The following is a 15,929-nucleotide window of genomic DNA, read 5'->3' on the forward strand; positions in this document are numbered from 1 at the left end:
GCGCGCCGCCTTTATATTGCACGGCGCTATCTCGCTGCGTTAGCACGTTGCCGCAGCCTTAGCTGCGGTAATCCGCGTTGATGGACACATAGTCATGGGAGAGATCCGAGGTCCACACGGTAGCGGACTCGTCACCACGCCCCAAATTAATGCGAATTGTGATCTCTTCCTCGGCCATGACGGCACTGCCAGCCGCTTCGGTATAGCTACCGGCGCGGCCACCGTTCTCCACTAGGCGCACATCGCCTAAGTCAATCACGACCCGGCTAACATCAAACGCCTCAACCGGCGCTCGACCCACCGCCGCCAAAATACGCCCCCAGTTGGCATCCGAGGCGTAGAGCGCGGTTTTTACTAGAGGCGAGTGAGCTACGGTAAACGCCACATCCAGCGCCTCTTGGCGAGTGCTGGCCTCATTCACCTGTAGTGTGACGAATTTGGTCGCCCCTTCGCCATCGCGAATAATCGCCTGGGCGAGTTCGGTCATCACCCGCTGCAGAGCGTTACGGAAAACGGTAATGTGCTCGTCGCTTTCGATACGCGCGCCCGTGCCGGTCGCCGCTAACATGCAGGCATCGTTAGTAGAGGTATCGCTATCCACAGTGATGCAGTTGAACGAGCGATCCACCGTTTCTCGCAGCAGCGTGGCGAGCAAGGACTGCTCAATCGCCGCATCGGTGACTACAAACCCCAACATGGTGGCCATGTTGGGTTTAATCATGCCCGAACCTTTGGTAATCCCGTTGATGGTGACCTGCTGATCGCCAATATCAACGGTCACCGTGGCTCCCTTTGCGCGGGTGTCGGTGGTTAGAATACCTTCACCTGCCTGCTGCCACGCTTGACTTGAGCCGGCCAGCGTATCAAACGCGCCCGGCAAGCCCGCCAGCAGACGAGCCATTGGCAGCGGCTCGCCAATCACGCCCGTAGAGAACGGCAGCGCCTGAGCCTGCTCAACACCTGCCTGCTCAGCGACAGCAGCACAGCTGGCATAAGCATCTTGCAAGCCAGCCTCACCCGTCCCCGCATTGGCATTACCGGTATTAATTAACCAATAACGAGGCGCAAGGCCGCTACTGGCGCACTGCTCAAGATGCTGCTTGGCAACCACTACCGGAGCAGCACAGAACGCATTGCGGGTGAAAACACCCGCCACAGTGGCAGTCTCAGGTAGCTCAATCAGCACCATATCACGGCGACCCGGCTTCTTAATGCCCGCCATTGCAGTGCCCAGGCGCACCCCGCTGAGGGGTGGCAATTCCGGAAAGGGAAGGTTTCCCACCGCCATGTTTCTCTCCTCTACGTTCGCTTACGCCATACGTGATTAGCTTAATTTGCCGCAGCACTGCTTATATTTTTTACCCGAGCCACACACACAGGGGTCGTTGCGGCCAACTTTCGGGTTTTCCCGGCGCAGCGGACGGCCATCAACCCCGGGCGCTGTCTCGCTAGTACCGGCATCAGGCGCATCGTGGCGGCTGGCGGCTGTCGCTTTTTCACGAGCAAGCTCTTCACGGCGTTTCTGCTCTAGGGCATCCACTTCTTCTGGCTGACGCACCTGAACGTGGCTGAGAATACGCGTGACATCGGCTTTGATATTGGTCAGCAGATGTTGGAACAGCTCGAAGGATTCGCGCTTGTACTCCTGCTTGGGGTTCTTCTGTGCATAACCACGCAGGTGGATACCGCGACGCAAGTGGTCCATGGACTGCAGGTGCTCTTTCCAGCGGGTATCCAGCACTTGGAGCATCACCTGCTTCTCGAAGCGGCGAATCAATGCCGCACCTGCGGACTCGATTTTAGCCTCATAGGCCTCGCGGTGCATGGTTTGCAGACGTTCACGCAGCTTCTCTTCGCTAAAGCGCTCGTCTTCCTCGGCCCACTGCGTCACTGGCGCGTCGAGATTGAACTCGGTTTTCAAGTGGGCTTCCAAGCCGGGCAGGTCCCACTGCTCAGCCAGGCTCTGGGGCGGCACGTACTCGCTAATCGCGTCTTCCATCACCTCTTCACGAATACCCACCACCGCGGCGGAGACATCGTCAGACGCTAGAATTTCGTTACGCTGCTCGTAAATCACGCGGCGCTGGTCGTTGGCTACGTCGTCGTACTCAAGCAGCTGCTTGCGAATATCGAAGTTACGCCCTTCCACTTTCTTTTGAGCGCGCTCTACCGCATTAGAAACCATTTTGTGTTCAATGGCTTCACCACGCTCAAGGCCCAGCGCCTGCATTAAGCGCTTCACTCGGTCGGAGCCAAATAAGCGCATCAGGCTATCTTCCAAAGAGAGGAAGAAGCGTGTGGAACCCGGATCGCCCTGGCGGCCTGCACGGCCACGAAGCTGGTTATCGATGCGGCGGGATTCGTGGCGCTCAGAGCCCACCACGTGCAAGCCACCAGCTTCCAGCACCGCGTCGTGGCGCTTTTGCCATTCGGCTTTTAGCGCATCAATTTGTGCTTGGCTAGGGTTTTGCAGCTTCGCGGCTTCGGCTTCCCAGTTACCGCCCAACATAATGTCAGTACCGCGACCCGCCATGTTGGTAGCGATGGTAATCGCACCGGGCCGGCCAGCTTGAGCAATAATTTCTGCCTCACTTTGGTGCTGCTTGGCGTTTAGGACGTTGAATTTAAGCCCTGCCTCACGCATTAGGCGCGCCAGATACTCAGACGTTTCGATAGAGGCGGTACCCACCAGCACTGGGCGGCCCGCTTCGGTCTCTGTTTTCACGTCTTTGATGATGGCTTCGTACTTCTCTTCCGCGCTCAGGTACACAAGGTCGTTGAGATCTTTACGCGCCAGCGGGCGGTTGGTGGGAATGACGATCACATCAAGACCGTAAATCTGACGGAATTCGAAGGCTTCGGTATCCGCCGTGCCCGTCATGCCCGATAGCTTTTCATACAGGCGGAAGTAGTTCTGGAAGGTGGTAGACGCCAGCGTTTGGCTTTCACGCTGAACCGTAACGCCCTCTTTAGCTTCCACGGCCTGGTGCAGACCTTCAGACCAACGGCGCCCCGGCATGGTACGGCCGGTGTGCTCGTCGACAATCACCACCTGCCCTTCGGCAACGATGTAATCAACGTCCGGATGATAGAGATGGAGAGCGCGCAGCGCCGAGTGCATATGCTGTAGCAGGTTGAGGTTTTGCGCTGCGTAGAGCGATTCGCCCTCACCCAGCAGCCCTTCGGCCCGCATGAGCTCTTCGACTTTATTGTGACCCTGTTCGGTCAGCTCCACCTGCTTCTGCTTTTCGTCGAGCACGAAATCGCCGCTCACCGGTGCTTCGTCATCTTCGGAGACTTCACCCTGCTCGAGCTGTTGGGCGAGGCGGTTCACGATGCCGTAGAGGTCGGTGTTCTCGTCTACCGCGCCAGAGATAATCAACGGCGTACGTGCTTCATCAATTAGGATGGAGTCGACTTCGTCCACAATCGCGTAGTGCAGGCCGCGTTGGACTTTATCTTCCAGCGAGAACGCCATGTTGTCGCGAAGATAGTCAAAGCCAAACTCGTTGTTGGTGCCGTAGGTAATGTCGCACTGATAAGCATAGCGCTTCTCTTCGCCGGTCTGCCCTGCAAAGATAACGCCTACCGTTAGCCCTAAGAATTCATAAAGCGGGCGCATCCATTCCGCATCACGGCGGGCGAGGTAGTCATTCACCGTTACCACGTGAACGCCTTTACGGGTCAATGCGTTCAAGTAGACTGACAGCGTGGCGACTAGGGTTTTACCTTCACCGGTTTTCATTTCCGCGATACGGCCACGGTGCAGGGTCATACCACCGATCATCTGCACATCAAAGTGGCGCATGCCCATTACTCGCTTACTGGACTCACGAACGACAGCAAAGGCTTCTGGAAGCAGGCTATCCAGCGTCGCCCCATCGTCTAACCGCTGACGCAGCTCAGTGGTTTTCGCTTGAAGTTCCGCATCGCTTAGGCCCGCCAGGGTCTCTTCTAACGCATTAACGCTCTGCACGCTTTTATACATGCGCTTTACTTCACGGTCGTTTTTAGAGCCGACCACTTTACGTAGCAAGTTATTAATCATGAAATTTCCAGATCATCGTGAGCGCCCCATCCAGGTGCGCCCTTATATAAGGCAAATAGGCGTAATGTTAACCAATGCGTTGTTCGGCGGGCGGGCCACGAGGGGTCACTACATCGCTGGCAGCAACAAGTCGAAGCGTGATCAGCGGTAGTAATAGAGGACGGCTGCAAACGCTGGGCAATCGGCGCGTTTGGCGACTAGCCCAGCGACGAAGCGCACGGCGCTTCTTGGCAATCCAGTGCGATTGAGCCCGTAGCATCGCAGGCATCCAAAAGCAGATGCAGACATTGCGGCCACTGCTTCTCAATGCATCTGAAGGGTGTAAACTAGCGGGCAATAAGCAGCTCACCAACAGGCCAGCCAGCCACCAACGCGCTAAGCCATAGCGTCGTTGACGCCTTGGCGAAGCAGATACTATCTCTGACGTTGATGACATGCTGTGGACTGGCTCCCGAGCGTGTTAGGCTCTTTTCATTGGCGGTCAATCACAGGCGCTGTTTGTATTCGCCAGTACGACGTCACTAGCAACACCCTAGGAATTAAGTTGATGAGTATAAAGGTTAAGCGTTCTCGCGCACAGCCCATTGCCCAACTGCTGACCAAGTCTGGCGGCGTTGGACAGCTAATGCGCCAATCACGCTTAATTGATCAAGCGCAACGCCACCTTCGCGCCCATTTGCCTGAAGAGATGCGCGAGCACATTTTCGTCGGCGGCTTCAGCAACGGACGCCTTACGCTGATCAGCGGACAAGCCAGCTGGTTAACGTGGCTACGCTACGAGCAGTCGCAGCTACTGTCACTGCTTCACCAATTACCGGGCTTTGAAGGCGTGACAGGGTTTACGCTCAAAGTTCGTCCAGTGCGCCCGATCGAGTCACCTAAGCGTTACACGCGCACACTGTCAGATGATGCTGGCAAGACCCTGGCCGAATGCGCCAAAGACACCGACAACCCCGCGTTAAAAAACGCCCTGGAGCGGCTTGCTTCTCACGCGCGCTCTACAGAACCAAAACCTTAGCAACGCGACCCCTTAAACGCATAAAGCACCGCCTTAGCGATGCTTTATAAAGTGGGGGGCCGTTTCGTTATGCCAACTCAACTCCCCCCAACATTTTGCCTTATGCCTCATTACGCCATGACAGGAGCGGCATAGGAAATAGGCGCCACTGCTTTCTCTTCTTCAAACGTAACGATTTCATACGAATCGGGCTGTGCCATCAGCTCCCGGCAAAGCTGGTTATTCAGCGCATGGCCGGATTTAACACCTCGGAACTCGCCAATCAGGCTGTAACCAAGCTGATAAAGGTCACCAATGGCGTCTAGCACTTTATGTTTGACGAATTCGTCTTCGTAGCGCAGGCCGCCTTCGTTCACAATACGGTAGTCATCCACCACAATGGCGTTTTCTAAGCTACCGCCCAGCGCCAGATTGTTCGAGCGAAGGTACTCTAAATCGCGCATAAAACCGAAGGTTCGTGCACGAGAGACTTCTTTCACGAACGATGTGGTTGAGAAATCGATCAGCGCCGTTTGCTTCTGCTGTTCAAAGACCGGGTGGTCGAAGTCGATAGCAAATGACACCTTGAAGCCTTGGTGAGGCAAAAAGGTAGCCTCTTTATCACCATCGGTAACGCTAACCCGACGCTTAATGCGGATAAATTTCTTCGCTGCCTCCTGCTCTAAAATGCCCGCTGATTGAATCAGAAACACAAAGGGGCTGGCACTGCCGTCCATAATTGGCACTTCGGGCGCACTGATATCGACGTAGGCGTTATCAATCCCCAAACCGGCAAAGGCTGACATCAAGTGCTCAACGGTCGCGACTTTGACGCCTTCATGGCAGAGCGCTGTGCATAGCATGGTGTCTTCCACCAATTCGGCACGGGCAGGCACGTGTACCACTGGGTCCAGATCGGTTCTGACAAACACAATGCCGGTGTTGGCCGGCGCCGGGCGCAAAGCCATGTGGACTTTTTTGCCAGAGTGCAGACCCACTCCAGTGGCGCGGATGACGTTTTGTAATGTGCGTTGTCTGATCATGGGTAGTGGTCAAGCTCTGATGACGGCGGCTCGTAGCCTAACGCTACACAGTCCGCAGGGGGAAAGAAAGTTATCAAACAGTGTTCACTTTAACAGCAAACGAGCGTTTTAACCAATAAAACTCTCGTTTGCTGCCTCAATGAGCCTGATAGCGCGGTTTAATCCGCCTGGCGGCGCAAAAATGCGGGGATATCGAGATAGTCATCAGCATCCGCTGAACGACGTTTTTCTGGACGCGGCTTTGGCGCTGCTTCCGGCGCTTCTGCGCGTGCAGCGGCCTGCTGACGCATGACCGTCGGCTGCTGCAGCTTGCGGTAGTCGGAAGAGGAGGTATCTGCCGCAGAGCGACGCGCAGGTTCGCGAGCTGCTGCTTTTGACTTGCTGCCATCTAGCCCTGCTGCCACTACCGTCACACGCAGCTCGTCGGACATTTCCATATCGATTGAAGTACCGACCACAATCGTCGCTTCTTGAGAGGCGAACTCTTGTACCGTCGCCCCCACATCGTTGAATTCACCAATGGAGAGATCCGGCCCAGCCGTGATATTGACCAGGATACCGCGAGCGCCATGTAGATCGATATCTTCCAGCAGCGGGCTGCGGATGGCTTTTTCTGCCGCCTCACGGGCACGGTTCTCACCCGTCGCGCCGCCTGTACCCATCATCGCCATGCCCATTTCAGACATCACGGTGCGTACATCAGCAAAGTCGACGTTGATGATACCTGGGCTGGTGATCAGCTCTGCGATGCCCTGTACCGCACCTAGAAGCACATCGTTAGCTGCGCTAAAAGCCGTCAATAGCGTGGCATTCTTGCCCAGCACCGATAGCAGCTTTTCATTGGGAATAGTGATCAAGGAATCAACGTGCTCAGAGAGCTCTTTCATGCCCTCTTCCGCAGCGCGCATACGCTTGGGCCCTTCAAACGGGAACGGACGCGTAACGACCGCAACAGTCAGAATACCCAACTCCTTAGCCACCTGAGCTACCACCGGGGCGCCGCCCGTGCCTGTACCACCACCCATACCGGCAGTAATAAAGACCATATCGGCGCCGTTTAACAGCTCAGCAATGCGCTCGCGATCTTCCAACGCGGCTTGACGACCCACCTCTGGGTTAGCGCCAGCACCAAGACCCTTGGTGATTTCGCCACCTAGCTGCAGCACCGTTTTTGCGGATACACGTTTAAGTGCCTGAGCATCCGTATTGGCGCAGATAAATTCAACGCCTTCGATATTGCTCTCGACCATGTGGTTGACAGCATTACCGCCGCCGCCGCCAACACCGACTACTTTGATGACCGCACTGCTCGAGGGTGCGTTATCTACCAATTCGAACATAAGCCCCGTCTCCTGAACCGCGCTTGCGGCCCTATCAGAAATTTCCTTTGAACCAGCCTTTGATTCTTGCCAGCGCCGAATGGCCATCCTTGATATCACGCCGGGCTAACTCATTACGTCCTTTATGGGCCGAAACGACTCCCCCGTGGCTTTCTAGGCCTTGCCCATGACGAGTTTCCTGCAGTGCATAATGCAGTAAACCAACGCCCGTCGCATAGATAGGATTGCGAACCACATCTGCCAAGCCTCTGACATTTTGCGGGCAGGCAATACGAACCGGCATATGGAAAATTTCTTCCGCCAGTTCGCTTACACCTTCCATGCGCGAGGTGCCGCCGGTGAGCACCACACCCGCAGCCACCATATCTTCATAGCCGCTGCGACGTAATTCGTCTCTTACTAACGTAAAGAGTTCCTCGTAACGAGGTTCGACCACTTCCGCTAGCGCCTGACGCGATAGATCTCTGGCTGGGCGATCACCCACGCTAGGCACTTTAATCATCTCATCGCTTGCAGCAAGCTGGGTTAATGCGCAAGCGTATTTCACCTTGATTTCTTCAGCGTGCTGGGTCGGCGTTCGCAGTGCCATCGCGATGTCATTGGTGACTTGGTCACCTGCAATGGGGATCACCGCTGTATGGCGAATGGCACCTTCTGTGAAAATCGCCATATCGGTGGTACCACCACCGATATCCACCATACATACCCCGAGCTCACGCTCATCCTCCGTCAGCACAGCCATACTAGAGGCCAACTGTTCCAAAATAATGGCATCCACATCTAAACCGCAGCGCCGTACACACTTTTCAATGTTTTGCACAGCATTCTGGGCCGCCGTTACTAAGTGCACTTGTGCTTCAAGTCTTACCCCTGACATCCCCAGCGGCTCCCGGATGCCGCCTTGGGTATCAATGGAAAACTCTTGAGGTAATACATGTAACACTCGCTGGCCTTCTGAAATCGCTCGTGCGCGAGCCGAGTCGATCACCCGTTCAATGTCTGAAGGTGTTACTTCACGCTCCTTAATCGCGACAACACCGTCGGAATTCATGGAGCTAATATGGCTACCCGCCACGCCCACATAAACCGAGTGGATGTCGCATCCTGCCATCAGCTCGGCTTCTTCCACCGCACGCTGAATAGACAGAACCGTTGACTCAATATTAATCACAACGCCGCGCTTCATACCGCGCGAGGGGTGGGAACCGATACCGGCAATCTCAATCCCCCCATCATCGGTGGGTTGACCGACTATCGCGACGACCTTGGACGTTCCGATGTCCAGCCCGACAACCATATTGGATGCGTTGGGTGAGCCTGCCATGAGTCGGTAAATCTCCTTGCCGTCATTTTAATAGGGTAGGTATTGCCAATCGGCATTAAAACGCCAACGCAATAACCAATTTGCGTTTAATAGCTTTAACTAGAATACTATCTAACCAAGCTAACCGCTGACAGGATAATAAAACTCATCCACATCACCGCTAGGGACATAGTATAGAAACAATAGTCGCAATACGACTAGCGCACAGCCACGATAATTGGACTGGATCGCAATTTAAACCCCATTCATGGGTTTTTCGGCGTTGGCAACCACTCACATTACCTACTTTTTGCACATTGCCACGAGCGGTTACTCATTGACCTCTTGCTGTTCACGCTCTTGAAAATCCGTTTCACCATGCCAAGCCACCGCAACACCATTAGGATAGCGTAAATCAATATAGCGGATATGCTCACTAAAGCTTGCAAGCTCGCGCTGCCAAGAAGCAGATAACCTTGCCAAACGCTCTCCATGCTGACGTCTACCTAACATGACCCAGGCCCCGTCTCCCAACTGTAAGCGCCAAGCACCGCGAGGCTCTAAGCGTAGCTGAGAAAGCGATAGCGACAAACTGGCAAAATGGGGAGTCAACCGCTGATAATACGCCAACACCTCTTCACTGTTGCCCGCTGGCCCTGAGAGGTCGGGCAACCCTTCAGGTGCACCTAACGGCGCAAATGCAAACGGCTCTCCTTCAGGATTAAGCAGGAAATCATCGTTCCAGCGCGCTACAGGCACCTGCTCCACTAGCTCAAACACCAAAGCGTTAGGCCACTCGCGGGAAATTCGCACTTCATTCAGCCAGCCAATACGTAGCGAACGCTGGCGTAGCTCGCCTAGATCTACCGATAGCCACGTTGCATCCTGCACAAGCGGCGCTAACTGCGTACGCAGGTAATCAGCACTAACGTACTCCCATTCGCCACGAATCGACACGCGCTCAATGGGACGATCAAGCCATAGCCACAGTGCACGGCCACCCGCACCTAGTAGCAGCGCCAGCAGCACAACGCCCAGCCATGCGTTGCGTTTTTTCATAACGCTCCTATTGCCCAGCTACTCATTACGGCATGCTCGGCTGAACGGCGGTCTGTAAAATACGCATGACCAACTGATCAAAGTCAATCCCGGCGTAGGCGGCTGCCTGCGGCACCAGGCTGTGGTCAGTCATGCCGGGCACGGTGTTAACCTCTATCAGCCAACACTTACCAGCTGCGTCACGCATTACATCAATACGCCCCCACCCTTCGCCACCTACCGCTAAAAAGGCCTTTTTACATAGTGCTGCCAGCGCTTGCTCATCTTGCTCAGACAAACCACAGGGCAGATGGTACTGCGTGGTGTTAGCAATGTACTTGGCTTCGTAGTCATAGAATCCACCCGGCACTTCAACGCGAATAGCGGGCAACACATCATCACCCAGGAGCGCGACCGTGTATTCATCCCCGACAATAAACCGCTCAGCCATTACCCGCGCATCAAATTTTGCGGCAGCCGTGTAGGCAGCTTTTAATTCATCCCGGCTTTTGACAATACTGATGCCCAAGGTGGAGCCTTCATGGACTGGCTTGACCACCATAGGCAGCCCAAGCTGGTTTACTACGGCCGTCCAATCAGCGTTTTCACTTAGCATGATGCATTCAGGGGTAGGCAAGCCAACGGCCTGCCACACTTGCTTAGTGCGCTGTTTATCCATGCCCAATGCAGATGCCAGTACGCCGCTGCCGGTATAGGGCACGCCGAGCAGCTCTAACGCGCCCTGAAACGTGCCGTCTTCTCCACCACGCCCATGTAGCGCCACAAACACGGCGCTAGGCGCCAGACGCTCAAGCCCTGCTAGACCACCCTCTTTAGGGTCGTAGCCGAGCGCATCCACACCTTGACGTTTTAAAGCGGCAAGAATAGCGGCGCCGCTTTTCAGGGAAACATCCCGCTCAGCCGATGTGCCGCCGTAAACCACTACGACGCGGTCTAGAGAACCAGTTTGCCCGCTGTTCATAGCGCCACCTCATCCATCTCAAGTTTTGCCTGAGCAAGGCGCAGCGAAATACCGCCAATGTCGCCGGCCCCTTGAGTAATCAAAATATCTCCAGGCCGTAGCACATTATTCAACAAGGCAGGCAGCTCCTGCTTGTGCTCGACAAACAGCGGATCGACTTCACCACGCTGTCGAATAGAGCCCGCCAGCGTTTTCCCTTCGGCTCCCGGCAGCACGGCCTCACCTGCGCTGTATACATCCAGTAGCACCAGGGTATCCACCTGAGAAAGCACACGCACAAAATCCTCAAAAAGATCCCGCGTACGGCTGTAACGGTGGGGTTGGTAAAGCATCACAAGGCGTCGATCAGGCCAACCTGCTCGCACTGCCTGGATTACCATATCGACTTCACGAGGATGGTGACCGTAGTCATCCACTAGCATAATATCGCCACCGCCGGAAGGTGCTGGAAAGTGTCCATGCACTTGAAAGCGTCGCCCTACCCCGGCGAACCCAGTTAGCCCACGCTGGATCGCATCATCACTTACGCCTGCGTCAGTGGCCACAACGATAGCCGCCATCGCATTGAGGGCGTTATGGCGGCCCGGCATAGCGAGCCGAATGGCCAGCGGTGCCGCATCACCAGGGCGCAGAGCGGTAAACGAGACTTCTCCCGCCTGTTGAGAAAAATCAACGATGCGGTAGTCGGCATCTTCATCAAAGCCGTAAGTGACAAACTGGCGTTTAACTTGGTCACACAGCCCACGCACATGAGGATCGTCAATACACAACACCGCAAGGCCATAAAACGGTAGATTGTGCAAAAATTCGATGAAAGTGCTTTTCAGGCGCTCAAAATCGCCGCCATAAGTCGCCATGTGGTCAGCATCGATATTGGTAACAATCGATACCATGGGCTGAAGGTGAAGGAACGAGGCATCGGATTCATCAGCTTCAGCGACTAAGTAATCACCTTCACCTAAACGAGCATTGGCGCCTGCACTCGTCAGTTTTCCGCCAATCACAAAAGTAGGGTCCAGGCCACCCTCGGCCAATAGTGTTGCTGTCAAGCTAGTGGTGGTTGTTTTACCGTGAGTCCCCGCGACGGCAATACCGTGACGGAAGCGCATCAGTTCTGCCAGCATTTCGGCACGGCGCACTACCGGCACGCGGTGCTCATGTGCCCAGCGTATTTCAGGGTTGGTTTCATCAATTGCGCTGGAGACAACAACCACATCGGCCCCCTGCACATGCTCTTCAGCATGACCAATGGCCACGCTTACTCCGCAATGGCGCAGCCGTTCAACCACGGCGGAGGCTTTCATGTCGCTACCGCTAACTTGGTAGCCCTGGTTGGCTAATACTTCGGCAATACCGCACATGCCTGCACCACCGATACCTACAAAATGCAGCCGCTTAATACGACGCATACCGGGGCCAGTTGGGCGAGCCCCCTGCGGCGACATGTTAGTCACTGAATCGGTCACGCAGTTTCTCCTTGCTTCACTAATCCCAAACAGCCTGCTGCAAGACGCTCGGTGGCATCTAAATAAGCGGCTTGGCGCGCTTTAGACGCCATTTCCGCCAGCCTGTCGGGATGAAGTAATTCGTCTAATAATTGAGTTAAGCGCTCAGGCGTGAGGGCTGATTGGATGACACACTGAGCCGCTCCCGCCTTCACCAGCACATCAGCATTGACTCGCTGATGGTCATCTACTGCAAATGGAAATGGCACTAACAGCGCAGGCTTTGCCGCTGCAGCCAACTCGGCAACCGTTAACGCACCAGCGCGGCAAACCACAAGATCCGCCCATGAGTAGGCGGCCGCCATATCATCGATAAAGGGGCTAACATCGGCCACAATGCCAAGTTCTGTATATGCCTGGGCGGTGGCTACGTCGCGCTCTTTACCGGCTTGATGGCGCACATCCGGGCGCCGCTCTGGTGGTAGCGCGGCAAGCGCTGGCGGCAGGCGCTCATTTAGTGCTACAGCACCGAGCGAGCCACCCACAACCAGCAGCCTAAGCGGCCTATTAGACATCTCAGCCACCTGCTTAGGGCTCTCGCCTAGCGCCGCAATCTCTTCACGCACGGGGTTACCAATAACTACTGCACGACTGCCAAACGCATCCTCAAAGGCGGCGTAAGTACGCGTCGCCAAGCGCGAAAGCACTTTATTAGTGAGGCCTGCGACGGCATTCTGTTCATGAATGACCAGCGGCACACCCGACAGCCGCGCCGCCAGCCCACCCGGGCCACTGGCAAAGCCCCCCAGGCCGACCACAACATCAGGTTTAAAGCGTTTAATGATGCGTCGCGCCTGCATCACCGCTCGGGAAAGATTGATGGGCGCTTTGCACCAGCCTGCCAGCCCTTTGCCCCTCAGCCCTTCAATGGCAATCGTGTGTAGCATAATACCAGCATTAGGCACTAGCCGATTTTCGATACCACGCGGGCTTCCCAGCCATTCAACGTCGACACCCTTGGCCTGTAAAGCATGCGCCAAAGAGAGCGCAGGAATAACGTGCCCACCGGTTCCCCCGGCCATAATCAATATCCGTCGACGCGAGTTCGTCGCCACAAACGACTCCTTGAATAATTACGATAAACGCGGTTCTCGGCGTGCTCGGTAGGGGGTGGGCGTACGCCGGGGGCGGTGCCGAGTCTCAGCATCCACACGCAGCAGTAGCCCAATCATCATGCCCGTCACCAACAGACTTGAGCCGCCATAGCTGATTAGCGGCAGAGTAAGCCCTTTTGTGGGCAGCAACCCAGAGCTTACGGCCATGTTAATGAACGCCTGAGCCGCCACAATAAACCCAATGCCGTAGCTAACGTAGGCGCCAAACAGATGCCCTGCCAGCTCCGCGCGGCGGCCGACCCACATGGCGCGTACAATAAATAGAGTAAACAGTAGCACCACTAAAATGGCACCAATCATCCCTAGCTCTTCGGCCACTACAGCAAAAATAAAGTCGGTGTGGGCTTCCGGCAGGTAGTGAAGCTTTTGAACGCTATTGCCAAGACCGGTACCTGTTACATGCCCACGACCAAACGCAATCAACGCCTGGGTTAACTGATAGCCGGTGGCAAATTGATCGGCCCAGGGGTCAAGAAAGCTTGTCCAGCGGGCCAAGCGGTAGGGCTCCATTACTACCATCATCACCGCCCCAACCCCCAGCACGCTTCCACTGCCGAGCAGTAAGGTCAGCGAGGCGCCACTCATCATTAACATGCCAATAACACACACGGCGTAAACCACCATGCCACCGAAATCTGGAGCTAAGAACAGCAGGCTCGCGGGTACGGCAAGCACGGCCAATGGCCGCCACATGGTAAACGCCCGCTGCCGCAGCTCGTAGGTAAAGCGCGACATAAATGCCGCCATGTAAAAAATAAGGCCCACTTTCGCCAGTTCCGACACCTGCAAACTCGGCAGCGGCCCAGGCAGTGAAATCCAACGCTTACTGCCGTTCACCTCTTGGCCAATAACTAGCACCACCACCAGCATAAAAATGCTGACGAGTAGAATAAGCGCTGCGTTCTGCCGCCACAGCTCCAAAGGCACGCATAACATAAAGAGGCAGGCAACAATGGCTAATAATAGAAAGATGCCGTGCTGACGGGAGTAGTGGTAGCTGTTTTCCAGCAGCCCCACCGACGCAGAGCTGACCATAATCCAGCCAAGCCCCGCCAACGCCACCACCGCAACAATCAGCCAGATATCACAAGGCAGGTGCTGGGTCGTTAAGGCAGCGCGCAGCCGCTGTACTCTACTGAGAGATTCATCGCTCATGGCGTCAACTCGCTGCGTTTGTGCTCAACCCAGTGACGAAAAGCGTCACCTCGTGCCTGATAGTTGGCGAATTGATCCAAACTCGCACAGGCGGGTGACAGCAGCACGCAATCACCGGGCTTGGCCATGGCGAAAGCAACCTCCATGGCTTGCGTTAAGTTTTCCACACGCTCAACCGGAATCGCCTCATTAAGCGCTTCGGCAAGGCGCGGCGCATCGGCCCCAAACACAATAGCAGTGCGAGCGCTATTCGCTAGCGGTGCAGCCAACGGAGAAAAATCCGCCCCCTTGCCAACGCCGCCTGCCAAAAGAAGCAGCTTTCCTTGCAGGGTGGTGCCAATCCCGTTGATGGCAGCCAGCGTCGCGCCCACATTGGTTCCTTTGGAATCATTGACCCAGCGAACGCCGTTTAGCTCGGCAATGGTTTCACTGCGGTGCGGCAAACCTACAAACGCTTTTAGGGCACCGCACATACTGGCTTTATCAAAGCCTAATGCGCGCCCCATCGCCAGCGCCGCTAACGCATTGGCGTAATTATGCTGCCCAGTTATACGCAGCTCATCGGCTAACAGCCATGGCGTTTTGCCCTGCATTAGCCACCAATGGCCCTGTTGCTCGACCAGTCCCCACGCAGCATCACGGGGAGTATGTACCCCAAAGTGCTCGATATGCTCTAGCGGCTGATCCGGCCATGTTTGCGGATCGTCAGCATTCACCACGGCGTGCTCTGCGCCGATAAAAATACGCTGCTTGGCCTGTCGGTAGCCCTCTAGATCGCCGTGGCGATCAAGATGGTCATCGCAGAGATTTAAGAAGGCCGCCGAGGCCGCGCCTAAAGAGGGCGTGGTTTCCAACTGAAAGCTGGATAGCTCTAGGATGTATAGGTCGGCGTCTGGCTGTTGCGCCAGAAGATCAAGCGCGGGCGTACCTAGATTGCCGCCCACAGCGGCATTAATGCCAGATGCAGCAGCCATCTCGCCAAGTAGCGTCGTCACTGTGGACTTAGCATTGGAGCCCGTAATGGCCGCAATGGGTGCTTTCACGGCACGTTTGAACAGCGCGATTTCGCCTACCAGCATGGGCTCGCCAGTGGCAGGGTTATGGCGCTCAAGCAGCCCCTCCAAACCAGCCGTGCGAGGATCTACACCTGGGCTAATCACGACCTCGTAGGCCTGACAAAAATCCAAAGCAGCCAGAGAGCCACAATGCACCTGAACATCCGGGTACGTTTGGCGAAAAGCCTCCACCCCTGGAGGCGCTTCACGGGTATCAGCCACCATAAACGGCCTACCCAGCTGGGTAAGATGGCGGCAAATCGCCTGACCAGAGAGCCCTAGCCCAACGACTACCGTAAATCCGTTCGGTACCTGCACCATGTGGCTCCTTCTGCCATACGCCAAAGG

13 protein-coding genes are annotated in these 15,929 nt (G+C 55.6%); 1 reads left to right on the forward strand and 12 read right to left on the reverse strand.

Annotated features, from left to right (window positions below; genetic code table 11):
* Window positions 1–58 precede the first annotated feature (58 nt).
* The 3 genes from argJ to L1249_RS00955 all read right to left on the reverse strand — a co-directional run bounded on the left by argJ (window position 59) and on the right by L1249_RS00955 (window position 4,307).
* Window positions 59–1,288 carry a bifunctional glutamate N-acetyltransferase/amino-acid acetyltransferase ArgJ gene (argJ, locus tag L1249_RS00945; protein WP_137093131.1) on the reverse strand — a complete coding sequence of 410 codons (1,230 nt, stop codon included), beginning with the start codon at window positions 1,286–1,288 and terminating at the stop codon, window positions 59–61.
* A 36-nt stretch (window positions 1,289–1,324) separates the two neighbouring features.
* Entirely contained in the window at window positions 1,325–4,048 is a 2,724-nt protein-coding gene (gene secA / locus L1249_RS00950; RefSeq protein ID WP_058577885.1) for a preprotein translocase subunit SecA, read from the reverse strand.
* Between the two features lie 67 nt (window positions 4,049–4,115).
* Window positions 4,116–4,307 carry a hypothetical protein gene (locus L1249_RS00955; RefSeq protein WP_232068247.1) on the reverse strand — a complete coding sequence of 64 codons (192 nt, stop codon included), beginning with the start codon at window positions 4,305–4,307 and terminating at the stop codon, window positions 4,116–4,118.
* Between the two features lie 288 nt (window positions 4,308–4,595).
* Between L1249_RS00955 and L1249_RS00960 the strand changes: the two genes are divergently transcribed.
* The gene (locus tag L1249_RS00960; protein ID WP_058577884.1) at window positions 4,596–5,066 is read left to right on the forward strand and encodes a DUF721 domain-containing protein; all 471 of its coding nucleotides are present in this window, start codon (window positions 4,596–4,598) and stop codon (window positions 5,064–5,066) included.
* A 110-nt stretch (window positions 5,067–5,176) separates the two neighbouring features.
* Here L1249_RS00960 and lpxC read toward each other — a convergent pair whose 3' ends face one another.
* The 9 genes from lpxC to murD form a co-directional block, all read right to left on the reverse strand.
* Window positions 5,177–6,088, reverse strand: a complete 912-nt coding sequence (gene lpxC / locus L1249_RS00965; RefSeq protein WP_054641053.1) for a UDP-3-O-acyl-N-acetylglucosamine deacetylase — start codon at window positions 6,086–6,088, stop codon at window positions 5,177–5,179.
* A gap of 158 nt (window positions 6,089–6,246) precedes the next feature.
* Window positions 6,247–7,428: a cell division protein FtsZ gene (ftsZ, locus tag L1249_RS00970; protein ID WP_044629193.1), complete on the reverse strand. Its 1,182-nt coding sequence runs from the start codon at window positions 7,426–7,428 to the stop codon at window positions 6,247–6,249.
* Between the two features lie 34 nt (window positions 7,429–7,462).
* Entirely contained in the window at window positions 7,463–8,752 is a 1,290-nt protein-coding gene (gene ftsA / locus L1249_RS00975; protein WP_044629192.1) for a cell division protein FtsA, read from the reverse strand.
* A gap of 309 nt (window positions 8,753–9,061) precedes the next feature.
* Entirely contained in the window at window positions 9,062–9,790 is a 729-nt protein-coding gene (locus tag L1249_RS00980) for a cell division protein FtsQ/DivIB (protein WP_044629191.1), read from the reverse strand.
* Between the two features lie 25 nt (window positions 9,791–9,815).
* Window positions 9,816–10,751 (reverse strand): D-alanine--D-alanine ligase, encoded by a 936-nt coding sequence (locus L1249_RS00985; protein WP_044629190.1) that lies wholly within the window; start codon window positions 10,749–10,751, stop codon window positions 9,816–9,818.
* On the reverse strand, window positions 10,748–12,196 hold the full coding sequence (gene murC, locus L1249_RS00990) for a UDP-N-acetylmuramate--L-alanine ligase (protein ID WP_089674985.1): 1,449 nt from the start codon (window positions 12,194–12,196) through the stop codon (window positions 10,748–10,750). The genes L1249_RS00985 and murC overlap by 4 nt, the downstream gene beginning before the upstream one ends.
* 17 nt (window positions 12,197–12,213) lie before the next feature.
* The gene (gene murG, locus L1249_RS00995) at window positions 12,214–13,311 is read right to left on the reverse strand and encodes an undecaprenyldiphospho-muramoylpentapeptide beta-N-acetylglucosaminyltransferase (protein WP_089674974.1); all 1,098 of its coding nucleotides are present in this window, start codon (window positions 13,309–13,311) and stop codon (window positions 12,214–12,216) included.
* Between the two features lie 18 nt (window positions 13,312–13,329).
* Window positions 13,330–14,526 (reverse strand): putative lipid II flippase FtsW, encoded by a 1,197-nt coding sequence (ftsW, locus tag L1249_RS01000; RefSeq protein WP_058577882.1) that lies wholly within the window; start codon window positions 14,524–14,526, stop codon window positions 13,330–13,332.
* On the reverse strand, window positions 14,523–15,902 hold the full coding sequence (murD, locus tag L1249_RS01005; protein ID WP_058577881.1) for a UDP-N-acetylmuramoyl-L-alanine--D-glutamate ligase: 1,380 nt from the start codon (window positions 15,900–15,902) through the stop codon (window positions 14,523–14,525). Before murD ends, ftsW begins: the two co-directional genes overlap by 4 nt.
* Window positions 15,903–15,929: the final 27 nt, after the last annotated feature.

This window comes from Halomonas sp. Cn5-12 (genome assembly GCF_021532545.1).
Classification (GTDB): Bacteria; Pseudomonadota; Gammaproteobacteria; order Pseudomonadales; family Halomonadaceae; genus Vreelandella; species Vreelandella aquamarina.